General features: G+C 66.8%; 25 protein-coding genes and 1 tRNA gene. 10 read left to right on the forward strand and 16 right to left on the reverse strand.

Annotation, left to right across the window (positions count from 1 at the left end):
• Positions 1 to 85: 85 nt before the first annotated feature.
• The 4 genes from ACR9E9_RS04660 to ACR9E9_RS04675 all read right to left on the reverse strand — a co-directional run bounded on the left by ACR9E9_RS04660 (position 86) and on the right by ACR9E9_RS04675 (position 3,209).
• Entirely contained in the window at positions 86 to 673 is a 588-nt protein-coding gene (locus tag ACR9E9_RS04660; RefSeq protein WP_435202174.1) for a rhodanese-like domain-containing protein, read from the reverse strand.
• A 44-nt stretch (positions 674 to 717) separates the two neighbouring features.
• Complete coding sequence (locus ACR9E9_RS04665; protein WP_435202176.1) at positions 718 to 1,527, reverse strand: sulfite exporter TauE/SafE family protein; 810 nt, start codon at positions 1,525 to 1,527, stop codon at positions 718 to 720.
• Positions 1,528 to 1,597: 70 nt separating this feature from the next.
• Complete coding sequence (locus tag ACR9E9_RS04670; protein ID WP_435202178.1) at positions 1,598 to 1,795, reverse strand: hypothetical protein; 198 nt, start codon at positions 1,793 to 1,795, stop codon at positions 1,598 to 1,600.
• 34 nt (positions 1,796 to 1,829) lie between these two features.
• Positions 1,830 to 3,209, reverse strand: a complete 1,380-nt coding sequence (locus tag ACR9E9_RS04675; RefSeq protein ID WP_435202180.1) for an MBL fold metallo-hydrolase — start codon at positions 3,207 to 3,209, stop codon at positions 1,830 to 1,832.
• 209 nt (positions 3,210 to 3,418) lie between these two features.
• Between ACR9E9_RS04675 and ACR9E9_RS04680 the strand changes: the two genes are divergently transcribed.
• The 3 genes from ACR9E9_RS04680 to ACR9E9_RS04690 all read left to right on the forward strand — a co-directional run bounded on the left by ACR9E9_RS04680 (position 3,419) and on the right by ACR9E9_RS04690 (position 4,261).
• Positions 3,419 to 3,820, forward strand: a complete 402-nt coding sequence (locus ACR9E9_RS04680; RefSeq protein WP_435202182.1) for a DUF302 domain-containing protein — start codon at positions 3,419 to 3,421, stop codon at positions 3,818 to 3,820.
• 29 nt (positions 3,821 to 3,849) lie between these two features.
• Positions 3,850 to 4,116 (forward strand): metal-sensitive transcriptional regulator, encoded by a 267-nt coding sequence (locus ACR9E9_RS04685; protein WP_435202184.1) that lies wholly within the window; start codon positions 3,850 to 3,852, stop codon positions 4,114 to 4,116.
• Positions 4,117 to 4,188: 72 nt separating this feature from the next.
• A tRNA-Thr gene (locus ACR9E9_RS04690) sits at positions 4,189 to 4,261 on the forward strand.
• Positions 4,262 to 4,281: 20 nt separating this feature from the next.
• On the opposite strand, the gene ACR9E9_RS04695 is transcribed toward ACR9E9_RS04690, so the two are convergent.
• The 8 genes from ACR9E9_RS04695 to ACR9E9_RS04730 all read right to left on the reverse strand — a co-directional run bounded on the left by ACR9E9_RS04695 (position 4,282) and on the right by ACR9E9_RS04730 (position 9,723).
• On the reverse strand, positions 4,282 to 4,971 hold the full coding sequence (locus ACR9E9_RS04695; protein WP_435202186.1) for a tyrosine-type recombinase/integrase: 690 nt from the start codon (positions 4,969 to 4,971) through the stop codon (positions 4,282 to 4,284).
• Between the two features lie 40 nt (positions 4,972 to 5,011).
• Entirely contained in the window at positions 5,012 to 5,449 is a 438-nt protein-coding gene (locus ACR9E9_RS04700; protein WP_435202188.1) for a hypothetical protein, read from the reverse strand.
• Positions 5,450 to 5,506: 57 nt separating this feature from the next.
• Positions 5,507 to 5,650 (reverse strand): helix-turn-helix domain-containing protein, encoded by a 144-nt coding sequence (locus ACR9E9_RS04705; protein WP_435202190.1) that lies wholly within the window; start codon positions 5,648 to 5,650, stop codon positions 5,507 to 5,509.
• Positions 5,651 to 5,722: 72 nt separating this feature from the next.
• A complete protein-coding gene (locus ACR9E9_RS04710; protein ID WP_435202192.1) occupies positions 5,723 to 7,216 on the reverse strand; it encodes a replication initiator in 1,494 nt (497 codons plus the stop codon).
• On the reverse strand, positions 7,203 to 7,613 hold the full coding sequence (locus ACR9E9_RS04715) for a WhiB family transcriptional regulator (RefSeq protein ID WP_435202194.1): 411 nt from the start codon (positions 7,611 to 7,613) through the stop codon (positions 7,203 to 7,205). Before ACR9E9_RS04715 ends, ACR9E9_RS04710 begins: the two co-directional genes overlap by 14 nt.
• Positions 7,610 to 9,046, reverse strand: a complete 1,437-nt coding sequence (locus ACR9E9_RS04720) for an FtsK/SpoIIIE domain-containing protein (protein WP_435202195.1) — start codon at positions 9,044 to 9,046, stop codon at positions 7,610 to 7,612. The genes ACR9E9_RS04715 and ACR9E9_RS04720 overlap by 4 nt, the downstream gene beginning before the upstream one ends.
• Complete coding sequence (locus tag ACR9E9_RS04725; protein ID WP_435202196.1) at positions 9,039 to 9,290, reverse strand: hypothetical protein; 252 nt, start codon at positions 9,288 to 9,290, stop codon at positions 9,039 to 9,041. Before ACR9E9_RS04725 ends, ACR9E9_RS04720 begins: the two co-directional genes overlap by 8 nt.
• A gap of 1 nt (position 9,291) precedes the next feature.
• Complete coding sequence (locus ACR9E9_RS04730) at positions 9,292 to 9,723, reverse strand: plasmid replication, integration and excision activator (RefSeq protein WP_435202197.1); 432 nt, start codon at positions 9,721 to 9,723, stop codon at positions 9,292 to 9,294.
• Positions 9,724 to 9,832: 109 nt separating this feature from the next.
• On the opposite strand from ACR9E9_RS04730, the gene ACR9E9_RS04735 reads away from it, so the two are divergent.
• The 3 genes from ACR9E9_RS04735 to ACR9E9_RS04745 are packed head-to-tail and all read left to right on the forward strand — an operon-like array spanning position 9,833 to position 13,813.
• Positions 9,833 to 10,621: a GntR family transcriptional regulator gene (locus ACR9E9_RS04735; protein WP_435202199.1), complete on the forward strand. Its 789-nt coding sequence runs from the start codon at positions 9,833 to 9,835 to the stop codon at positions 10,619 to 10,621.
• On the forward strand, positions 10,618 to 11,139 hold the full coding sequence (locus tag ACR9E9_RS04740; protein ID WP_435202201.1) for a GNAT family N-acetyltransferase: 522 nt from the start codon (positions 10,618 to 10,620) through the stop codon (positions 11,137 to 11,139). The genes ACR9E9_RS04735 and ACR9E9_RS04740 overlap by 4 nt, the downstream gene beginning before the upstream one ends.
• Before the next feature lie 43 nt (positions 11,140 to 11,182).
• Positions 11,183 to 13,813, forward strand: a complete 2,631-nt coding sequence (locus tag ACR9E9_RS04745) for a hypothetical protein (RefSeq protein ID WP_435202203.1) — start codon at positions 11,183 to 11,185, stop codon at positions 13,811 to 13,813.
• 732 nt (positions 13,814 to 14,545) lie between these two features.
• On the opposite strand, the gene ACR9E9_RS04750 is transcribed toward ACR9E9_RS04745, so the two are convergent.
• The 3 genes from ACR9E9_RS04750 to ACR9E9_RS04760 form a co-directional block, all read right to left on the reverse strand.
• Positions 14,546 to 15,175 (reverse strand): hypothetical protein, encoded by a 630-nt coding sequence (locus tag ACR9E9_RS04750; protein ID WP_435202205.1) that lies wholly within the window; start codon positions 15,173 to 15,175, stop codon positions 14,546 to 14,548.
• Positions 15,172 to 15,981: a hypothetical protein gene (locus ACR9E9_RS04755; protein WP_435202207.1), complete on the reverse strand. Its 810-nt coding sequence runs from the start codon at positions 15,979 to 15,981 to the stop codon at positions 15,172 to 15,174. The genes ACR9E9_RS04750 and ACR9E9_RS04755 overlap by 4 nt, the downstream gene beginning before the upstream one ends.
• Positions 15,982 to 17,120: 1,139 nt before the next feature.
• The gene (locus ACR9E9_RS04760) at positions 17,121 to 17,525 is read right to left on the reverse strand and encodes a transporter substrate-binding domain-containing protein (RefSeq protein WP_435202209.1); all 405 of its coding nucleotides are present in this window, start codon (positions 17,523 to 17,525) and stop codon (positions 17,121 to 17,123) included.
• A gap of 72 nt (positions 17,526 to 17,597) precedes the next feature.
• Between ACR9E9_RS04760 and ACR9E9_RS04765 the strand changes: the two genes are divergently transcribed.
• The 4 genes from ACR9E9_RS04765 (at position 17,598) to ACR9E9_RS04780 (ending at position 21,507) form a co-directional block, all read left to right on the forward strand.
• Positions 17,598 to 18,554 carry a glucosyl-3-phosphoglycerate synthase gene (locus ACR9E9_RS04765; protein WP_435202211.1) on the forward strand — a complete coding sequence of 319 codons (957 nt, stop codon included), beginning with the start codon at positions 17,598 to 17,600 and terminating at the stop codon, positions 18,552 to 18,554.
• Positions 18,551 to 19,411, forward strand: a complete 861-nt coding sequence (gene folP, locus ACR9E9_RS04770; RefSeq protein ID WP_435202213.1) for a dihydropteroate synthase — start codon at positions 18,551 to 18,553, stop codon at positions 19,409 to 19,411. Before ACR9E9_RS04765 ends, folP begins: the two co-directional genes overlap by 4 nt.
• Positions 19,408 to 20,073, forward strand: a complete 666-nt coding sequence (locus ACR9E9_RS04775) for a hypothetical protein (RefSeq protein ID WP_435202215.1) — start codon at positions 19,408 to 19,410, stop codon at positions 20,071 to 20,073. The genes folP and ACR9E9_RS04775 overlap by 4 nt, the downstream gene beginning before the upstream one ends.
• 81 nt (positions 20,074 to 20,154) lie before the next feature.
• Positions 20,155 to 21,507, forward strand: coding sequence for an MFS transporter (locus ACR9E9_RS04780; RefSeq protein ID WP_435202217.1), 1,353 nt, complete (start codon positions 20,155 to 20,157; stop codon positions 21,505 to 21,507).
• 101 nt (positions 21,508 to 21,608) lie between these two features.
• Here ACR9E9_RS04780 and ACR9E9_RS04785 read toward each other — a convergent pair whose 3' ends face one another.
• Entirely contained in the window at positions 21,609 to 22,769 is a 1,161-nt protein-coding gene (locus ACR9E9_RS04785; RefSeq protein ID WP_435202218.1) for an acyl-CoA dehydrogenase family protein, read from the reverse strand.
• Between the last annotated feature and the right edge of the window lie 18 nt (positions 22,770 to 22,787).

Consider the following 22,787-nt stretch of genomic DNA (forward strand, 5'->3'; position numbering starts at 1 on the left):
AGACGACACGAGTGGGAGCACCAGGTGTGCTCCCACTCGCGTGAGGGTCAGTGCCGGGAGCGCTGCCCGGCCCGGGCGGGGTCGCTCAGACGCGGCCCGCGCGCAGCTGGGCGACGACGGTCTCCGGTGCGGGGTCGTGGCGCCGGTTGTGCGGCAGCTTCGACAGGAGCATGCCCATGGCGCAAGTGTTGGTCAGCGCCGCCCCCGTCAGACCCGCCCCGATGCCGGCGGAGACCCACTTGGCCTGCGGGACGACGGTGCTGGCGAGGATGCCGGTGAGGACGATGGAGCCGGCGACCAGGCGGACCTGACGCTCCAGGTCCCATCCTTGCTCGCCGTGCACGAGGTCGCCGCCGGCGCTCTCCCAGGCGGTGATGCCGCCCTCGAGGATGTGCAGGGTGGACGGGCCGCTCTGCGCCAGGACCTTTTCGGCGCGGGTCGCGCGGGCGCCCGACTGGCACACCAGGACGATGTCCTCGTCGAGGTGCTGTGCCAGCTCGCGCTGGTGCTCCTCGAGCAGGCCGAGGGGCACGTTGTAGGCGCCGGGGATGTGGGTGGTGGCGAACTCACCGGGAGTGCGCACGTCGATGATGCGCGGCGCCGACGGCTGGTCGAGCCAGGTGCGGACATCGGTGGCGCCGAGGGTGGTGGGGCGAGTGGTTGTGGTGCTCATGGTGCCTTTCTTCGGGATTCGGGGTGGTTCTGCGGGGAAGGGGGTCAGGCCAGCAGGTCCGGGACGTACTGCACCGCGGTGAAGGCGGCGATGACCAGGACGAGGACGGCGAAGGCCTGGGAGAGCCGCTGAGCCGGAATCCGGTCGGCGACCCTGCTGCCGATGAGGCTGCCGACGACGGCGACCGCGGCGAAGCCGAGGATCAGCGGCCAGTCCAGGTCGCCCACCCCCTGCTGCGTCCGTGCGGCAAGGGCCGTGGCGCTGTTGATGGCGATGACGAGCAGGGAGGTCCCGACCGCCACGGGCATGGTGAAGCCGAGGACGAGCACGAGGGCAGGCACGAGGACGAATCCGCCGCCGACACCGAGGAAGCCGGTGAGCAGTCCCACGACCGTGGCGGCGACCACGAGCTTGACCAGTCGAGGACAGGCGCAGGCCAGCGGGTGCAGCGTGATGATCGGCTCGTGTGGACCGACGTCCGCGCTCTGCGACGAGCCGGAGAGGCTTCGCCGGAGCATGAGGACGGCCACGAGCACCATGAGGGCGGCGAAGGCGGTCATGAGGACGGCCGCCGGAACCGCCCGGGAGGCGGCCGACCCGGCGAACGAGCCAGCCGTCCCGAGCAGACCGAAGGTGACGCCCTGGCCGAAACGCACCCGCTGCGCCCGGTGGTGCGCCGGCAGCGAGAGGAGCGAGGTGATGCCCACGATGATCAGCGAGCTCGTCGTGGCCGTGACCGGGTCCTGGCCCAGGACGTGGACGAGGGCGGGGACGGCGAGGATCGACCCGCCACCACCGAGCGCGCCGAGGGCGAGGCCGGTGAGGAGGGCGAGGGGAATGACTGCAAGGGGCACGGGTGGCTCCTGGTGGGACCGCCGGGGACGAGGCAGGGGGGTACTCGCCCCCGGCGGAGTTGTGGACGGCTCAGCCGCGGCCGAACAGGCGCGAGAGCAGCGGGCGGGACGGCCCGGACGAGGCCGGAGCGCGATCCCCCTTCGGGCTGTCGGCGTGGCCGGGGCAGCGATCGCTGCCGGGCACGCCTTGCATCACCTGGTCGACGTGCTGGCCGCAACCGGCCCAGGTGGTCTTGCCGCAGACACGGCAGGTGGCGCGACGGCACATGGTGGTCTCCTTCGGTCGAGGGTGGTGACGGCGCTCAGCTGGCGCTGGTCATGGGCAGGCCGGCTGCCTCGGCCTCGCCGAAGCCGTCGTCGACGAGGACGACGTCGCGACCACGGGCCGCGAGGACGGAGGCCCCGATGGAGGCCCGGTAGCCACTGCCGCAGTGCACCCACAGCTCGCGCTCGGGGATCTCGTCGATCCGCTCGAGCAGCTCGCCGATGGGCACGTTCTGGGCGCCCTCGATGTGGCTGTCCTCGTACTCGCCGGCGAGGCGGACGTCGAGAATGTGCACCGGACGGTGGTGGCGCACCTGGGACAGGTCGGCGAAGACCGCGCGCTGCAGCTCGCCCAACGGACGATCGGTCCAGTTGGACGGCCCGCCGGTGGCGGCACCCGAGATGCGGTCGACGCCGATGCGCACCAGCTCGCGCTGGGCCTGGTCGACCTGCTCGGCGTCCTCACCGAGCAGGGTGACCGGCGCACCCCACGGGATGATCCACCCGAGGTAGGTCGAGAACTGCCCGTCGAGACCGAAGTTCGTCGTGCCGGTGACGTGGCCCGCGGCGAAGGCGGTGCGGGTGCGCAGGTCCACGACCCACTCACCGGCGTCGATGCGGGCAGCCAGCGTGTCCTTGTCGGCGCGCTCGGGGGTGTCGAGGTCCGGCGCGCTGGGGCCGGCCGCATTGGCCGGGGTCATGTGGACGTAGTAGGCGGGGTAGGCGTCGAGACCCGCCAGGGTGTCGGCGACCCACTGCTCCTCCTCCTGCGTGAGCGCGGGGTTGGCGCGCTTCTCCTCGCCGATGGTCGACTCGGTGGCGCCGCCCGTGGACCCGGCGGAGCAGAAGGAGCCGAAGCCGTGCGTCGGCAGGACCTCCGCGTGCTCGGGGAGCTCGTCCGCGAGCCGGTTGATGGAGGCGAACTGGTGGTGCACGAGGGTGCTCGTGTGCTCCTCGCCGAGCAGGTCGGGGCGGCCGGTCGCGCCGAAGAGCAGGGACCCGCCGGTGAAGACCGCCGACGCGACCACCTCGGAGTCGGCCATCGACTCCACCGCGTAGGACAGGTGGGTGAAGGTGTGGCCGGGGGTGGCGATGGCTCGCACACGCATCGTCGGGGAGATCTCGACGACGTCCCCGTCGCGGATCGGCTCCCGGTCGAAGGAGACCTCGTCCTCGGCGTTGACGTGGTACCGGGCGCCGAGCTGACGCGCCAGCGCCAGCCCGCCGGTCACGTAGTCGTTGTGCAGGTGGGTCTCGAAGACATCGGTGATGCGCACGCCTGCCTCGTCGGCGACCTCGAGCACGCGGTCGATGTCCCGCTGCGGGTCGACGACGAAGGCGGCCTCGCCGTCGTGGGCGAGGTAGGAGCGATCTCCCAGGCTCGGGGTCTCGATGGTGACGATCGTCGGCTGCTGCATGTGACGTCCTTCCCTTGGGGACTGCGTTGGTCGAGCTGTCTTGAGTGACAAATTAATACCCCCAGGGGTATGCTGTCAATCGTGCGCGGCCCTCTCGCGGAGGGCGTCGCCACAGGTCATGGCCCAGCCACGGACGGGGTACCGTCCGAGAGTGGGCTCACGTAGTCCGATGCCGCGCCCACCCGGGCGCAAGACGAAGGGAGAGCACCATGCAGTACGCACTCACCGCCACGGTGGACGCGCCGTTCGCCGAGACGCTGACCGCCACGCGCGAGGCGCTGGCCGACCAAGGCTTCGGGGTCCTCACCGAGATCGACCTCGCCGCGACCCTCAAGGCCAAGCTGGGCACCGACATCGAGCCCCACGTCATCCTCGGCGCCTGCCGGCCCCAGCTCGCCGAGCAGGCCGTCGCCCGCGAGGCGTCGATCGGTCTGCTGCTGCCCTGCAACGTCGTCGTGCGGGCGGAGAGCGAGCACCGCACCGTCGTCGAGGCCGTCGACCCCGAGGTGCTGGTCAGCGTCACGGAGAACTCGGAGCTGACCGGGGTCGCGCAGGACGCGCGCACCCGGCTCGACGCCGCCCTGGCCGCACTGCCGGCCCAGGTCGCCTGAACCCCACCGAAGAGGAAGGAACACGCGCCATGGTCAACCTGGACATGGAGGAGATGGGGCCGGTCGTCAACCGGCTGCGTCGGGCGCAAGGACAGATCGGCGGGGTGATCCGCCTCATCGAGGAAGGGCGCGACTGCAAGGACGTGGTGACTCAGCTCGCCGCGGCCAGCCGGGCCCTCGACCGCGCTGGCTTCGCCATCGTCGCCTCGGGTCTGCAGGAGTGCCTCTCCTCACCCGATGGCATCAACGAGGACGATCGCGCCGCGATGGAGAAGCTCTTCCTCACCCTGGCCTGACTGACTCCGCCATCGGGAGGGGAGCACAGTCGCGCTACGATGCCGCGGTCCCGTTCTTCGCGTCCGGGCACTGCTGGCGTGGCGCAATTGGCAGCGCACCTGTCTTGTAAACAGGGGGTTGGGGGTTCGAGTCCCCCCGCCAGCTCTCTGAGCAGGGCAGACACGTCACTCACCGCCCTCTAAGTCGTCCAAGCCTCCACTTTCGCCTCCACTTTGGGGTAGCGAAGGGGGCCGTGGGTTCGCCGCTTCGAGCGCCGCGAGCACCCGAGGATCCTGCTCGCCGCGCCCCAGGTAGACGTCCTGGGTCATCGACACCCGTGAGTGGCCGAGCTGGTCGGCGATCATCCGCGCAGTCACCCCCGACCCGTCGAGGATGCTCGCCGTCGTCTTGCGCCATGCGTGCGAGGTCACCCACTCCAGGTCACTGTCCGCGCGGACCTCGTGAAGCCATCGGCTGACCGTACGCGGCTCACGAAAACCTCCGTCGATCGTGCCGAAGACCGGCTCATCGGGGCCGACCCCGACCTCAGCACGCCGCCGCAGCATCGCCACGCACCACCCCGGCAGAGACAGCCGACGCTGACCAGAAGCTGACTTCGTGGTCTTGCGGATCAGGCCCTGCCCGGTGATCCGGATCAGCGTCGATGTCACCTCGACCGCCCCGTGCTCCAGATCGACCTCGGACCAGATCACCGCGACGACCTCACCCAACCGCAGCCCGGTCGCCAGCATGAAGGCGCACAGGTCCGGTAGGTCACGCGAAACCGCCTGAGGATCGCGAGTCACCGACAAGAACCACGCCGCCCGCTCCTGCTCGGTCAGCGCCCGAGGACGACGACGAGGAGCGTTGCTCAACCGGCGAACCTCCCGCGTCGGGTTGAACCGGATCGCACCCTCACGCACGGCCCCGACCCATCGCCCCGGAGATCACCGCACGCGCCGTGCGAGAGGTCGCCGATCCCACCCGCTCATGCAGATCCACCAAGAAGCGGTCGACCACCGGAGTCGTGATCTCACCCAGACGCAGCCCACCCAGCGAAGGGGAAACATTGCGCTTCCACTGCCATCGGTAGGTCTGCACGGTGCCCGGTGACCGCTCACCCATGCGCACCAGCTGCTCCAGATCCTCCAACCACTGCCGCACCGCCTCCTCCAAGGTGTCCTGAGCCGACAAGCGCCCTACACCCGAGACCGACGCATCCTGCAGCGCCGTGGTCAACGCCCGCTGTGACGCCGCCCGCGAACGACCCCAGCGCTCCATCCGACGACGGCGACCATCGAATCCCCGGTACCAAGCCCGGCTCTTGTACACCACCCCCGTCGTGCCCTCCACGCGCACCGTCGATATCGACCCCCACTCGCCCGGGGCCAGACCCTGCCGTCCCACGACTCACGCCGTCTGCTCTTCGAGCCACGCGAAGACCACGCTCTCGCTATAGCGCAACAGATGCCCGACCTTGTAGGCAGGCGGACCCCCGCCCTTGCACCGCCACTCGTAAATCGTCTGCACCGGTACCCCCAGAAACTCGGCCACGTCCGTGACCTTCCACAGCGGGTCATGTCGATTGCACATCTGAATCCCTTGCCTCTCGTGTCGTCCCACTTGTCATGCTCTCCATGCGGTCTCGGCCCGCCACTGGTCGTAAGCGCGGGCACGGTCAGCCGCAGCAAGCGCCAGGGCGGTATCCGCGGCGGTGTCCCAGCCAGTGCCGACGTAGTTCCACGAGCCGACGACGAGCGTGGTTTCCTCCTCGTCGTCCGCGATCAGGTCCGCGAAGTCCAAGACGGGCATCTGCCGACCGTCACGGGCGCTGTCGGTGGCGATGCGTTGCCACCGCGCCCGAGCACGACGTAGGGCACCGAGAGTGATCGAGTACCGCCGCGACTTGCTGGAGAAGTGCCCCCGGAAGCCGAGCATGTGCACCCACTTGCCCATCAGCTCGTAGCCATCACCGGCCACACGGTGGTCCGCGAGGTCATCGATGGTGGCGCGCAGACGCCGGTAGTGCCCGCACCCACGCCGAGGATCGGTCGTGTCCGAAGCCGCCTTCGTCGCGTACTTCGCCAGATAGCCGGCCACCTGCTCACCCACCAAGGGAGCGTGCGGGTCATCGCCTCGGGTCGCGGTCACCGAGCGAGCATCGACCTGGGCGCCAAAGCGCAACCGGCCCGCGTCATGGCCAGCGCACGGCGGGGCGTCGAAGTGCACCCGAGCGGCGGCCTCCTCGAGCCACCCGGCCAACACGAGGGGAGTGATCGAGGCAGGGGCAGGCGCGTACCCCTCCAGCGTCTTGGGGCCATCCAGCCGGACCAGCGCGTGGAAGTGGACCACACCCCGCGCTTGATACTCAGCGACCTTGGCGTACTGCAACGTCGCCACCTCGCCCAGCCGTAAGTCCGGGACACCCATCGCCCGAGCGATCACCCGGCGGGTCGTGATCGTGAAGCGACGCCACAGCTCGGGTGCCCACCACTGCCAGATGGCATGCGCCGCGTAGTCGTAGCACTCCGGGCAGATCGGCGTCCCCACAGCGAGGTCATCGCCCTCGTGCGCCTGCCAGCACGCCACCGAACGAGAGTGCTCGCACACCGCGTGCCCATCCCGAGGACGACACCGCTGCCCGCCCTTCGCCGCGTGGACCGGACCGAAGGAGGGAGCCGTCAGCGTCAGGAAGACCAACGGGTTGCCGCTGACCTGCTCCGGCACGCTCTTGCCGCCGACGACCCCGGCCCGGATCATCTCGAAGGTGTCGCGGGCATAGATCCGCGAGCACGCCGGACAGACGCTCCCCCGCCGGTTGCCGCACCGCACGTACGTCACCCCGAACGGCTCGTGCCGCGAGGAATAGGTGGAGGTCACCTCACCCGTGGCCCGGTCCACCCGGCTGGAGGAACCCACCAGCTTGATCGGGTGCGCGCAATGCCCCACCCGGGAAGCCGCATCCGCCCACGCATCGAAGGTGCCGCCCACGAGACGCTCCACCATCCCCTGCCGAGCCGCTGCCCCAAGACCATCGAAGTCCAGCGGTGACGCCTCGCTGTACCCCGGGAACCCGGCGCGCGGAGCCCCGACCGAGGGCACAGCGTCAACCCGTCGCATCCCGGTCCCCAGCAACGCCCCACCCGACGATCCCGTCGAGGGACTCTCCGCGAATCAGCCGCGTGCTCATCGCCTCGCGCTGCCCCGGGGTCGCGCCACCCCAGATGCCGTACTCCTCGCCGAACCACAGCGCCGATGCCAGACACTCACGCTGCACCGGGCAAGAACCACAGGCCCGCCGCGCGGCACGTGAAGCCAGCGAACCGTCCTGGGCGAACCACGCCGCGCCATTGTCGACAGCGTCCGTGCAGGTGCCCTCCACGCGCCATCCCCACGCATCCAGACGCGACGCCAGTCCAGGAGAAGCCTTCACCCCGCCCACGGGAGTGCCGTAGAGCCGCTGTCGCACGTCCCGGCCCGCGTCTTCGCCGACCTTCGCGCCCCGTGTCCCTCTCATGCGACTTCACCGCCCCGATCGGGCTCCTCGACCTGCCCGAGCGGCGCCTGTGCCGGGATGCTCTCCGAGAGCGCCACCACGTCGGCATCGGCGAGGTAAGCGGCCCGCACACGGCGAATTGCTCGGGTGCCCTCCACCCGGACGTACCCGACACCGGGCTGGAGTTCGCTGATCTCGTCGGCCCGAGCACCGCTGTCTCGTGCGCCTTCGCCGAGCACCATGTCGACCTGGATCGGGTTGTCCACCCGCAGGGAGATCCGGGTCGGGAAGAGATCCCGCCACGTCACCACGTCCTTGCCGGGGTCCTGCACCGCAGCCACCACGCTGATACCCACGGCACGGCCCTGCGTCAGCAGCAGACCCAACGCCTGATCGATACGACGGGTCACGGCGCGCTCAGCGAAGGCGGTCAAGGTCGCCAACTCATCCACGACGATCACCAAGTGCGGGTCATCCGGCGTGGGGGAGTGCACCCGCTGCCCGATGGCTCCCAACCACGCTGCCCGCTCGGCCTTGACCGCCACCGCGGCTTCCAGGAGATCGCACATCGCCTCCGCGTCGCCACCCTCGAACCGGGCGAAGCAGCCATGACCAAGACCCAGCTCCATCCCTCCCTTCGGGTCGATGGCCCACACCTGTGCCCAGCCATCCCGAAGCGCCGGAGCCAGCCCCGCCAGCAGCGACCACAGGACCGAGCCCTTCCCGGAACCCGTCGCACCAGCGATCAGCGTGTGCGTGCCCGCCAGCCGCATCCGCCACGGGTCGCCGTCATCGGCCAACCCCACCGGAAGCCGAGCCAGATCCGTGCCCGACGAGGCGATCGGCGCGACCACCCGCGCGAGGACGTCACGCCGGATCAACTCGATCCACACCCGCCCGGGCCGATCACGCACCACCCGAGCCGAGGTCGAGCCGAACGCCTGCCCCACCGCCTCGACCCGAGCCGCCACGTCATCAAAGGTCAGACCCACCGGCACCCGGACCAACAGCCGCTCGATCCCAGCCGGAGTGACCTGCACCCGGCGCAGCGTGGCCAGCTCACGCTCCGCGTCACCCTCGGTCATCGACGTGACCACCAACCCACACCGCGAGGCGACATGCGGGAAGTACGCCCGGTACACCGGAGTCCGCCACGCCAGCGAGATCCGAGGACGAGCCAGCCGAGCAAACGAAGCGGGAGCCGCCAGCCGCCACACCAACAAGCCAAGGACAACGGCGACCACGAGGACCGCCACGAGCGCCGGGCTCACCGTCTGCCAGAGCACGACAGCGACCACCACGACGAGGGCGCCGACCGGGTGACGCACCACCCACACCACGAGCCACACCGCCGCCCGGACCATGAGCCAAACAGCACGCAGGGCGGCCTCAACGACGACAGAAACCACGTCATCGCCAAGACCGCCCTGGGCCCGCTGCGGGTGCTCACGCATGGCGCACGACCTCCCGGTGGGCGTCCTCGACCTGAGCCGTTGCCTCGTGCGCCGCCCGCTCCATCACCAGCAGAGCCGTGTCCAGATCGGGGTCCGGACCCGAATGGACGAGGCTGCGCACCTTGATCACCTGCTCATCGATGCCCCGCAGCGCACGCACCAGACCGAACAACAAGCCAGGCACGTCGCTCTCCGGCACCCCCAGCGCGGACGCCCACGCCGCTGCACCCACCGGCCGGGCCATCTCACGCCACCTTCTCCGCAGACGTACCCGCCCCGGCAGGAGCCTTGACCGGAGCCTTCAACGACTCCGCCCGGAAAGACCACGCCAGCCGAGGCCGATTGCCGTTGTCATCCACATACGCCAGAGCCGTCAGGCCCACGAACTCCACCGGAGTCCACGGAAACGGCGTCGTGTTCTCCGGAGGCACCGGCTGCACCTTCGCCGCGATCTTGACCGACAGCGCCGTCCCCTTCTTGCCCGCCTCCTCATCCGCGTCCAGGACCGTCACCTGCCACATCGGCAGTCCCGAGTCCTTGTCCAGCTGCTGCGGCCTCGACCCATCCGGACGCTTGTCTGCGTTGAAGTCACCGACCGGCTCCACACCTCCCTTCAAGAACGCACCCGCGGGGAAGACGTCCGCGTGACCGACCGGGAATCGACGCTGCATTGCCATGACTTGCTCCTCACTCGATGAGTACTGGCTTAAGCCAGTGGTGAGGACGCTACAACTGGCTCAAGCCAGTGTCAACAGGTGGCTTAAGCCAGGCGTCTACACTGACGGAATGGACGAAAAGAAGGTGTCGCCCCAGGGGCAGGGGACGGCGAGCCGGCAGGTGGCTGCGGCACTGAGGGCCGCCATCGAGTCAGGGGAGTTCCAGCCAGGCGACCGACTACCATCGGAGCGTGCGCTGGCGTCGGAGCATGCAGTGGCCCGCAACACTGCGCGCGAGGCGGTGCGCCAGCTCGCCGAGTCCGGCCTGGTGACCGCCCATCATGGGAAGGGTGTCTTCGTCCGGACCAAGCCGCGCCTGATGCGGTTCGGTCAGTGGCGCTACTCGAAGAAGTTGCGTGAGGAGACCGGCGTCTCTCCCTTCCACGCCGAAGTCGCTGCGCAGGATCGGGTCCCCAATGCCTTCCTGAAGGAAATTGGTCGCGTCGTACCGCCGCCCGAAGTAGCCGAGCGCCTGGGCGTTAGCGCGGAGGAGGCCAGCGTCGTGCGTCGGGAGAACTGGTACTTCGCCGACGACGAGCCGATGCAGGTCGGCGTCACTTTCGTCCCCTGGTCGATTGCCGATGGATCTGAACTCGCGGAGGGAGACAACCTCGGCAAGGGTGATCTCTATGCGAGGTTCAGCGAGCTGGGCCACGAGGTCACGTACACCCGCGAGGAGGTCACAGCTCGGATGCCCACGCTGGACGAGGCAAACGGCCTGCGTCTCCCCGAAGGCGTTCCCGTTCTCGTCGTGCTCCACACCGGGCTAGACCAGGACCGGCAGCCCTTTGAAGTCACGCAGTTCACCATGCGCGCCGATTACTCCGGCCTCGACTACACCATGAGGGTGGATGAATGAGCAGGGAGATACGGCCAACTGTCGCTGCTGACATTAAAGGTCTTGCAGATGCGCTGATCCAGGTGCACTCGACAGATGGCTATCCGGTAGAAGGCGTCGATAACCCGCAAGCGTGGTTGCATCTACCAGCTGCCCTGGGGCAATGGACGGCACTTCTTGACGGGAATCCTGTCGGACACTTCGGCATCACCCGGCCTGGGCAAGGTGACGCCGCGCCTGCCATGCTGGCAGCGTCGGAGGGCATGTCCCTGGATGACATTGCCGTTCTAGTTCGCCTCTTTGTTGCCCCGGCAGCACGTGGGCGATCGTTGGGCCGAGAGATGGTTGAGAAAGCTGAGGAGATGGCGCGGGCCATGGGACTGAGGCTCACGCTCGATGTTATGGAGAAGGACCGAGATGCGATCTCTCTCTATGAAAGGCAAGGATGGGTGGCTCTAGGGTCCTTCAGCCACACTTACGGCGACGAAGAGCGAATCCATGCGATCGCCATGGCTGCCCCTGAGCCTAGGCTCGAATGATACGCCCCTGGCACTACTCTAACCTTGAAGGAATTCGAGCCAAATGAAGCGGATCGTCCTCACTCTGACAATCGCCTTTTCATTGAGCTTGGCTCTTCTTGTTGTCATGCACATCCAATGTGCGCATGGCGGGTGCCCGAGAATCCCTGCTAAGGGAGCCGGGGACATGGTTCTCTGGCAAGTTCAGACGACCTTCCTGTCTGTTGGGTTTGCGGGCCTTGCAGTAGCCGCGCAACTCTTTTCGGAGAATCCGCTTGCTATCGGCGCATCTCGGAATCATATCCTCCATTACGTCCGAGCTGGATGGTTTGCTGGAGTGGGGTTGGCAGGCAATGTCACTATAGGCGTAGAAGCGCTATGGCTCTCCACTGATATCGGCTTGGTCGTGTCGACTCTATGGTTTGCGTTTACAGTCGGTCTCTTAGCTCATTCCTACCTGAACCTGATTAAATTGCTTGGAACCCCCTCGGTACTGGACGAAGTGGTATCGAGTTCGCTGAAGGGGGCCATCGTGCGCCGTCTAGCCTCACCTTTTAGCCAGTCCTCTGAAGAGCGCATAGAGTTAGAAAGTCTCTTCCAGGTCGGCCCAGTTTCGGGCACGCTCGGCACCTCCCGTCAGACATTGCGCGTACCGGTGCCACGCGTTGAGCAAGTTGTTAAAAGGATTCGCCCCTCAGTCGTGCGCCGCGCGATGATGTCACTAGACCCCAAGCCGTCTAGTGACGACGGGCCTGATCAAGGCGTTGCCTACACGAAACCCCATTTTTCGCTCCTCGTAGAATCTGGGGATCGAACTAGAGCGGGTGACACGGCATTTACGGTGAAAACCGCGCAGAAACTAGACGAAGAAACTGAAGTCGAGCTCGTCCGACTGCTGCAGTCGAGTTTCGAATTTGAGCGTCCTGATTTCGTAACCGTGTATGAAATGACGAACCGTGAGATATCCACAATTAAGGATGCAATAAGTGTTCATCTACGGATGGGAGCGTATTCCGTAGCAGAAAGGTCCCTAGAACTCCTGGGGCGCGTGGTACGTGAAGTCTGGCTCACGGATTCAGGGACCGATGCGACTCGAAAGTCTTCGTTTACGCGACGCGACTGGCTCTACCGCAGCACAGCCGAGGTCGAACAGGATGCGTTGTTGTCTCGTCGCGCATGTGAAATGTTCGTCCGTCAAGCGACACAGCGCACCTATGAGGCTGCTAGGAGTGGTCCAATTGAATACGTTGAACATAGTCTAACGAGCTTCAGGCGGATATGGCTTCAGGTAATCCGAAATCAGAATGAAGACTTCAGGGATATCCCTTTAGGGATAGTGTCAACGCTCAGAAGTCTTACGCAGCATGGATTCGCTATCAATGAGAAGGATCGATATGAGCTCCAAGCAAGGGGAGTGTGGGCCATAGTAGATATCGTTAAGGATGCCAGTGATTGTGGGGATACGGAGTCAGCGTCATTGGCGGCAAAGACGCTAACTGGCCTGTTTAAGTTTTCTGGTTCTACCCACGCAAAAGGCCAAGTGCGCGCCGGACAGCTTGTAATTTCTGCCTGGCTCGAGTATCTCCAAGATAAAAAAGATATCCGCGCAGCGCATGACCCCGGGCTGCGCGCCCTTTTGGCTCTGCACGGATCGCCGAAAGAGATTGTGGAGGCCCGAGCGATTGCTGATCGGGCGGCCTCGGAGTTCAGCCGATGGGACATGTGGGAAGTGGAGTTGTCGCTTTCTGGCGAGGCGCAAATTCTAGAGTTTTCCGGGTACGTTGATGCTGTGCAGGTGAAGTCTCTTCTCTCCACATTCGATTCACTCCCCTCCACCTTGGAGCACGATGTTGTAGATGACTACAAGCGCTTCCTCCGTCTCCTCCAGGAGAAGCCGGAGCCGAAGAGAACGCCGAGAGAGGAGGATCTCATGAAGCGGCTCGAGGCGGCGATTGAAGAATGGGGTAGTCGAGAGAATGACCGCCTCTCGGCCCAAGAGCTATCTCAAGAACGAGTTGCTCTACTTCACAAGGGCATTAGTGATGAGTTGAATGCAGGACTTCGTATTGCAGAGTGCATCCCGAACCTAGCAGACGATGCACATGCAAGTCTTCAACAAGACTCAGTCCTTGGCTTGAACTTCCGCGTATCCAAGCACTTCTTTGTTGATGAAATATTCAATCAAACCTACGCGGATCCTCAAGATCTCGGAAACACTATCGGACGCTCTATGGTGGCCGGTGAGGACCGAAAGATTCTAGAGCAGCTAAAGGCCGGCGATTCGAGCATTCATAACCCCACCATCGAGGCAATCGAGGGAGTTGTTCGCTCGTTGGGCGAACAGGCTCAGAATTACATCTTTGCGATACCCTTCGGCGGCCTCGATGGGGACTGGTATGCGGAAGATTTTCAGGAGAGCCTGCGAGAACTGACCTGTATAGAAACGCCAGTCCTTGAGGAAGAGGCAATTCTGTTTGACTCGCGTAGCAGTGTGGTATCGACGCGAGCGGCAGAACCAAAGGACGGACTTTCTCGCGTACCGGATACAACCGTAGCGGTGGGAGTCTTCGAATTCGTCGGGGAGAATGACGAACCACAGGTCCGCGTCGAGGTCGGCGAGGTCCTCGCCCTATCGCCAGGGTCTGCGCCGCATGTACACAGATTTGGTTGGTTGACGGACGCTCGAATCGAGTGACATAAAGCGTTCTTCGGTGCGCAATTTGTCCTGACTCAGTAGGTTCTTGAGGGATCTGACGGCCGCTGTCCTTTAATGCCATGCACGGCTTTCTCGGTGGTCCGGTGCACGAGCCTGGTGTCTCCGTCGGACAGGTCGATAACCAGCCTCCGCTGTATGTGCCTGGGTGGTCACACGAAGTACGGTCCGAAGACGAGCCCGACCGCGACTATCAAGGCAACCGTCAGTAGCTAGAAGCTCACGGTAGCGCTTCGCTCAGTGTGTTCTTGTTCTCCCCGTTTCATAGGGCCTGAGCGTAGAGGCGAGTGGCGATCGCCGGATGCTGAGAGTTCAGATAGCGTGCATCCGTGAAAGGTGGACCCGACCTCAGCGCCCTCGCCCCAGTGTGGGCTAAGGCGCTGGAGTACGAGGGCATCCAGTCACCTGTTCAGATGGATCTGTGGTGGTGGCCGGCGACTTTCCTGACTTGGGAATGTGCAAGCGAACTGCATTGGTGTCACCGCTGCCCCCACGCGTTCCTGAGTAGCGTCGGACTGGGGAAGCACCTAACAACGATCCACGGCTGGGGCTCCTAGGGTGGCAAGTCCGCAATGGCCAGGCGAGACAACGTCTCGTCTCGTTCCTCCGATAGGGTTGACGACTGTAGCGGACCGATTGACGGGTAGCGCCACGATGAGAAGCGCGTACGCGCATCGGCAGTCATAGGTGCTCGGACGAGCACGGCATGACCCCTCAGTACGAGAAGATGTCTCCGCAGTCGCGAATATCAGTCTCTACGCGAACCGGGATATAACTGAATGAGCGCTCAATCAGGTCGCCAACGCCTCTCTCGCGGGCGTGCCTCCATAGTTGCTCGTACAGTTCCGGCAGAACGATTGCATCGTTTGCTGCGTACGCAATCTGCTCGGAGGTCAATTTACTGCTGCCCCAGTCGGAGAGTCTCTCAGTCTTGTCCATGGTGTGCCCTAGGAACTCTCGGGTAAGACCAGCCAAGCTGTGCTCCTTCCGGTGTGGGAGGGCGGTCTTCGAGATGATTTTTGTGCAGCCCACGTTCCTCGCTCTTGCGCCCCACTGGTATCGCATAAATCGAAGATCGAACATCGCGTGGTGAAAAAGCGTGAAGACTCTCTCGGAGCCAAGTGCCTCCACGAGTCGGTGTGGCGTGCGGCCCGGAGCGAGCTGAACCACTTCCACTTCATGCCCTGGAACGAACAATTGGCAAGTACGGATCGCATCCTTCCTGAAGTCTAATCCGTCAGTTTCAATGTCCCAACCGACCAGACCTACCTCGCGCATAGCCGAGTCAAGTTTGGCGCTTATATCCCCGAACTGCAGAACAACGGGTTCCTGCGTCGTAATCATTTCATCTCCTCAATCACGTCACTCCATGGCACCTCGTGGCCTTGTTGAACAATGGAGTCCAGATCTTCCGAGAAGAATTTCCCGAATGACCCTCCTGAGATCATCAGCGTCGGAACGGGGGTTCGTTCCGTGCGATGCTGGTATAACGTGACCACATAAGTGTCATCAAAGCGGTATCCGGTAAAGGTGGGTGCGCCCTTTCGATACCAGATGCGAATGTCGGCCTTGCCTTGCCGTGAGAGTTCGGCGACATCCCGTGCCGCCTCGCGCACTTTCCCTTGAACTATCTCCGGAGTGTAGTCGAACCGCGAAGCTAGGACGGACATTGTTTCCGCGTCCTCGGGGTCTGGAAGTAGGTATCGCAACTTCTTGCCGCGCTTAAGTGAGAAATCCTTCAATTCCGCGCTATGCGTAGATAGCCATGTGCTTCCGTAGGAAATGTGGATATCAATCTCGCGGGCATTGGCTATCAGCTCACTCCACGGTACGACTCTCCAGTCCATGGAGGCGCGAAATATCCCCGTCTCCTTGACGTCGTCTGCGACCCCAACCTTGGCTAGAACTTCGTCTACCAAGTCCCGCTTGCCTCGCAACTCCCAAAGAATCGCCAACGCGCCCGTTGCGACCAGTAGTGCTCCTACTTGTTCGACAACCAACTTCAGTGAACTGAGGTTCGGTGCCCACGTAACCGTCCCAGACGCAAGGGCTGAGAGGCCGATGACGACCATCACACTGACGGAGAAAAGTGTCTTGTAGTTGGTGAGACTCCTCCGCAGGCCTGCGGCGGAAGTGGGATGGCGCTTCATGCCTGTGACACTAATCGCCCCCTCCGACAACGGCCGGCATCCTCGGCATCCAGGCGGGGCCGATCACACGCGGGCGCTCACTCAAAGGTTCAGTCCGTGAGCTCGTGCCAACAGGTCAGCCTCCTGCGCGTATCCCCGGGCTCGCAGTTCCGGGATGAACACGTGCATGGGTGGCGTGCATGACCGGTAGGGGTTGGCGCAGACACCGTTGTATAGCCCACCCCCGGGTCCTGCGTACATGCCGCCACCCGGGCCGGTATCCAGTCCGCCTCCGTTGTAGCGGTCCAAGCCGCCGCCGTTGTAGGCGTCCAGGCCGCCGCCGTTGTAGGCGTCCAGGCCGCCGCCGTTGTAGGCGTCCAGGCCGCCACCGTTGTAGCGGTCTAGACCGCCACCGTTGTAAGAGTCAGCACCACCACCGTTATAGGGATCGAGGCCGCCTCCGCTGCCTGCGTAGAGGCCCCCACCGGGGCCGTCGTACCGGTCACGTGGCCAAGTTTTTCCCATGCTGAAGATTAGGTCATGGTGAGAACTTTCTCCACTGACTCAAGCGCGCCTCCGGCGCGAGCCGGCGGGCCTTCGGCCCGCCGCCGTGCCGGGCATGCGGCCTCCGGCCGTTCCGGGCTCGGCGTCGGACCTCAGCCCGCACGGCACAACAGAAGGAGCGGCGCCCAGGAGTCACCCCGAGCGCCGCTCCCTTCGCTGAGCAGCTACGTTGTCACCACCGCCATGACGTCACCTTCACGCCTCCGACCCTCCGCTCCACTCTCCGCCCACCTCCGGACCGCATCAAGAGCGCTGCGCGTCACTACGTGATGGACTCTGTCCACCCTTGACCCGGCCACTCCGGCAGGCTCCTCTGCTCCGCTACAGGGTCGGCGGCTCCGTGTGGCCGCCCCTCCACTTTGGCCTCCACTCATCTGGGAACCTCGCCCGATCCTGACCGAGCCGAGTGCGCCGAGCCGTGAAGTGATCGCCAGAATGATGGGGAGAAGCGAGAGCGCGAGCAGGCACGTGAAGATCGCAGAAGGCAAACAGGGGGTTGGGGATTCGAGTCCCCCCGCCAGCTCTGTCCCGACATGGCAGGTTGTCGCTCACAGGCCCCAGAGTTCGAGCACAGGCCATGTTTGGGCGGGTGGACGCTACCCACGGTCCGCGAGCCAGGCATCGAGCGATTTCTTGAGCGGCTGCTCCCCCTCGCCGACGAGCACGACCGGGTCTGCAGTGGCCAACAGGTCGTCCGTCGCACCATCCGCGCCGATGATCACGTCGATCTCGCCACGCTCGACCGCCGCGGCGAGGGCGTCGAGCTCGCCGACCTGCCAGCTCGGATGGGCGCCGATGGAGTCGGCGTACCCGCTGATGAGGTCGGCGTCGGAGCCGCTCACGTCGCCGTCGTCCTCGGGCACCGCCCGCGGCGGGTTGTCGACGACCCCGACGGTGAGGATGCCGGTGCTCTCCGCGCGCGAGAGTGCCGAGCCGGAGTCCGAGCAGCCCGCGACGAGCAGCAGCGGCAGCAGGAGCAACATCGCGAGGAGTCGTCGCATGCGTCCCATGATGCCTGCATACGATGAGGCCGGGACCACGCCGGTTCCCACCCGTGGAGAGGCACACGCACCATGCAGGCAGCGACCCGTGACTGGCTCGCCGCGAGCAGCCATGTCCACGAGGACTTCACGGCCGAGGCGCTCGTCGCCGCCCTGACGAAGTCCGGGGAGCAGGTCAGCGTCGTCATCCCCGCACGCAACGAGGCCGACACCGTCGGCGAGGTCGTCTCCGTGCTGCGGCGCGAGCTCGTCGAGGCGGTACCGCTCGTCGCCGAGCTCGTCGTCATCGACTCCGACTCCACCGATGCCACGGCTCAGGTCGCCGCCGACGCCGGCGCCACCGTGCACCGCTCCGCCGACATCGCCCCCCACCTGGGCAGCCACCCGGGCAAGGGGGAGGCGCTGTGGAAGTCCCTCTTCGTCACCTCCGGCGACCACCTCGTCTTCGTCGACGCCGACCTCACGGCGTGGGGACCCCACTTCGTCACGGGCCTCGTCGGTGCGCTCATCGCCGACCCGGCCACCCTGCTCGTCAAGGGCTGGTACGACCGGGTCCTCGACGTCGAGGGGCGTCCGCCGAGCACCGAGGGCGGCCGGGTGACCGAGCTCGTCGCCCGGCCGGTCTTGGACCTGTGGTGGCCGGAGCTCGCCGGTGTCGTCCAGCCGCTCGCGGGGGAGTGGGCCGCCCGCCGATCGCTCATGGAGACCCTCGTCGTGCCCACCGGCTACGGCGTCGAGATCGCCTCGCTCATCGACACCCGCACCCGCCACGGGCTGGACGCGATCGCCCAGGTCGACCTCGGCTCGCGGGCCCACCGCCACCAGAAGGACCACGACCTCGCCGTGATGGCCGCCGAGCTGCTCGCCGTGGTCCGTGCCCGGTGCGGCGGTGGGGTGGCACCCGTGGACGTCGCCGCGGAGGAGCTGCACCAGTTCACCCGCGAAGGGGGCTGGCGCACCCGCGGGGTCCCGCTCGCCCAGCGCCCGCCGGCGATCGAGCAGAGCGGCTACGCGGGAGGGGAGCGATGAGGCTGGGCCGGCACCCCTTCGCCGACGACGCGATGCTCGTGATGGCGATCGTCAACCGCACTCCGGACTCCTTCTACGACAAGGGCGCCACCTTCGCCGAGGACACGGCGATGGAGCGTGTCGACCTCGTCGTCGGGCAGGGGGCGGAGATCGTCGACATCGGCGGGGTCAAGGCGGCCCCCGGGGAAGACGTGGACGTCGCGGAGGAGATCGACCGCGTGGCCGGGCTCGTCGCCCGGGTGCGCGAGGCGTACCCGCAGCTCGTGATCTCCGTCGACACCTGGCGGGCAGAGGTGGGCGAGGAGGTCTGCCGCGCAGGCGCGGACGTGCTCAACGACGCCTGGGGCGGCGCCGACCCGTCCCTCGTCGACGTCGCCGCCCGGCACGACGCCGCGATCATCTGCACGCACACCGGCGGCGTCACCCCACGCACGCGTCCCTTCCGCACCGGCTTCGAGCGGGACATCGTCGCGGACGTCCTCGACGGTGTGCTCGGGTACGCCGAGCGGGCACGAAGCGCCGGCGTCGCCCCGGAGTCGATCGTCATCGACCCGGCCCACGACTTCGGCAAGAACACCCACCACACCCTCGAGGTGACCCGCCGGCTCGACGAGATGGTCGACACCGGCTGGCCGGTCCTCGTGTCGTTGTCGAACAAGGACTTCGTCGGCGAGACCCTGGACCGGCCGGTCGAGGGACGGCTCGTCGGGACGCTCGCGACGACGGCCGTCTCGGCGTGGCTCGGCGCGCGCATCTACCGCGTGCACGAGGTCGGGGAGACCCGCCAGGTCCTCGACATGGTCGCGACCCTGCGCGGCGAGCGGGCGCCCGCGCGCACGATGCGAGGGCTCGCGTGAGCGCTGTTGCGGCAGTGGTCGTCCCCGCGGCACCGGCCTTGCTGCCGGGGATCGGCGGAGCGGCCGACCCCCTGTCCGGCCTCCGGGAACGGGCCCGGCGGCTCGTCCTGGAGACCGTGACCCGGGCGAAGGGTGATCCCCGCCTTGTCGTGATCGGTGCCGCGGAGTCCACCCGCACCTGGCCGGTGGCTGCCCCCTCCGGGGCGGCACGCTTCACCACCGGACGCGTGCCGGAGGGCGCGCTGCCGACCGACCTGGAGATCGGGCGCTCGTTCGCCCCCTCCGGTGGGGGCGAACTGGTCCTGCAGTCGATCGCCGCCGACGCGCCACCGGCTGAGTGTGCGGCGCTCGGCCGTTGGCTGGCCGACGCGGAGCCGACGGTCCTCCTCGTCGTCGCCGACGGCCCGGCGACGCTCACCGAGAAGGCGCCGGGCCACCTCCAGCCGGACGCCGCCCCCTTCGCCCGGGGGTTGGCTCGTGCCCTGGCCGCCGCGGACGCTGCGACGCTCGCCGATCTCGACCCGGCCGTCTGTGAGCGGCTGTGGATGCGCGGCCGACCCGCGCTGCAGGTCCTCGCCGCAGCGGGTGCCGGGATGGCGGGCGAGGTGCTCGCGGACGAGGCGCCCTACGGGGTGCAGTACCTGCTCGCCCGCTGGGGCTAGCCCACCTCCGGCGCGGGCGGACAGCGGCGTCCGCGGTCGACGGGCGAGATGGCTTCATGGCAGGGCCGCTCGATTCGTACCATGTACCGAGTGACCGGGACCGTACAGCTGCACAACATCGGACGGCGTCGCGCCTACGCCATCTGGGGGACTGCGCTCTCGGTCTACGTCCTCGCGATCTTCCACCGGACCTCGTTGGGTGTCGCAGGGCTCATCGCCGCCGATCGTTTCGGCATCAACGCCAGCCAGCTCGCGACCTTCACCGTCCTCCAGCTCGCGGTCTACGCCGCGATGCAGATCCCCGTCGGGGTCATGCTCGACCGCTTCGGGTCGCGCGCGCTCATCCTCTCCGGGCTGGTCTGCATGACCGCCGGGCAGCTCTGGTTCTCGACCGCCGAGAGCTTCGGGACGGGGCTCGCGGCCCGGGCCCTCGTCGGCGCCGGCGACGCCATGGTCTTCACGTCGTTGCTTCGGCTGATCGCCCTGTGGTTCCTCGTGCGCCAGGCGCCGGTCATCACCCAGCTGACCGGCATGATCGGCCAGATGGGGGCCGTGATCGCGGCCGTCCCCCTGAGCGCGGCCCTCCACCGGTGGGGGTGGACCCCGACCTATGCCGGGGCGGCCTCTCTCGGTGTCGTGCTCGCGATCGGTGTCGTCGCGGTGATCAAGGACTCCCCGTACGAGAGGGGCGCGGCCGAGAAGATCAAGATCCGCGCCCTTCGTCACAGCCTGACCGAGGTCTGGCGCGACCCGGGGACCCGGCTCGGCCTCTCGGTGCACTTCACCGCCCAGTTCGCGCCGACGGTCTTCGCGCTGCTGTGGGGCTACCCCTTCCTCGTCTCGGGGCAGGGGCTCAGTCCCACCACGGCCTCCGGCCTGCTCACCCTCATGACCTTCGTCGCGCTCATCGCCGGGCCGCTCATCGGCCGCTACACCGGGCGCCTGCCCTACTACCGCTCGATGATCGCGCTGGGAGTCGTCGGATCGATCTCCTTCGTCTGGGCGGTCGTCCTGCTCCTGCCCAACCCCGCTCCGCTGTGGCTGCTCGTCATCCTCGTGTCGGTGACGGCCGTCGGCGGTCCCGGCTCGATGATCGCCTTCGACCTCGCCCGCAGCTTTCACCGCAGCGAGCGCTACGGGCGGGCCTCCGGCGTGGTGAACATGGGCGGCTTCGTCGCCTCGCTGCTGACCATGGCCCTCATCGGCCTCATCCTCGATCGGCTCGCTCCCGGGGGGCCGGAGACCTACACCCTCGACGACTTCCGGATCGCGATGAGCGCCCAGTTCCTCCTGTGGGGCTTCGGCGCCGTGATGATCTGGCGCTACCGGCAGCGCACCCTGCGCCGCGTCGCGGACGTGCCCGGCGCGATGGACGCCCTCCGGGGCGGATCCACGCTGCTGCCGGGGATCTCGCGCGACCACGACGACGACTGAGGCGAGTCAGCCGCCCTTCGTATCGTCAGCCACCCCTCGTGCAGCGGCTGACCATACGAAGGGTGGCCAGCCACACTTTGTCGCGGGGCGAGGAGGGGGGGTCAGAGGGAGGCGAGCAGCTGGCGGGAGATCACGAGCCGCTGGATCTGGTTGGTGCCCTCGAAGATCTGGGTCACCTTCGCCTCGCGGAAGTACCGCTCGACGGGGAAGTCCTGGGTGAAGCCGGCTCCGCCGAGCACCTGGATCGCGTCGGTGGTGACCTTCATCGCCGCGTCGGTCGCGATGAGCTTGGCCACCGCGGCCTCCTTGCCGAAGGCGCGGCTCGCGTCGCGCAGCCGGGCGGCGTGGAGGTAGGTGGCGCGGGCGCTCGTCACCGCGGCCTCCATGTCGGCGAGCAGGAAGGCCAGGCCCTGGTTGCTGGCGATGGTCCGGCCGAACTGCTCGCGCTCGGTGGCGTACTTCGCCGCGACGTCGAGGGCGGCCTGGGCCAGGCCGGTCGCGGCGGCGGCGATGCCGAGCCGACCGGCGTCGAGGCCGGAGAGGGCGATGGCCATGCCCTTGCCCTGCTGGCCGACGAGGCGGTCGCCGGTGACGGGCACGTCGTCGTAGATGACCTCGCGCACCGTGTCGCCGTGCAAGCCCATCTTCTTCTCCGGGGCCCCGAAGGAGAGTCCCTCCGCGTCACCGGGCACGACGAAGGCGCTGATGCCCCGGGCGCCCTCGTCGCTCGTGCGGGCGAAGGTCGTGTAGAAGTCCGCGTGGCCCGCGTGCGAGATCCACGCCTTGCGGCCACGCAGGCGCCAGTCGTCACCATCGGCGCTCGCCCGCGTGGTCATCGCCGCGATGTCGGAGCCGGCGAGCGGCTCGGACAGGGCGTAGGCGCCGAGGCGCTCCCCGGAGAGCATGTCCGGCAGGAGCGCTTCCTGCTGCTCCTGGCTGCCGAAGCTGTGCACGGCGTAGCAGGTGAGCGAGTGCACCGACACCCCGACCGCGACGGACATCCACGCGGAGGCGATCTCCTCGACGACCTGGAGGTAGACCTCGTAGGGCTGCCCGCCGCCCCCGAGCTCCTCCGGGTAGGGAAGGGAGAGCAGCCCCGCCTGACCGAGGGTGCGGAAGACCTCTCGCGGGAAGTACTCATCGCTCGCCGCGCGCGCCTCGACCTCGTCGACCTGGGGCCGCAGCGACTTGTCGCAGATCGTGCGGGTGAGCTCGATGAGATCGTCACCGAGCTCCGTGGGCATGAGCCTCGTTGCTGCCATGCGCTCCACTGTAAGAGG

It is taken from the genome of Janibacter sp. GS2, from assembly GCF_051200835.1.
Lineage (GTDB): Bacteria > Actinomycetota > Actinomycetes > Actinomycetales > Dermatophilaceae > Janibacter.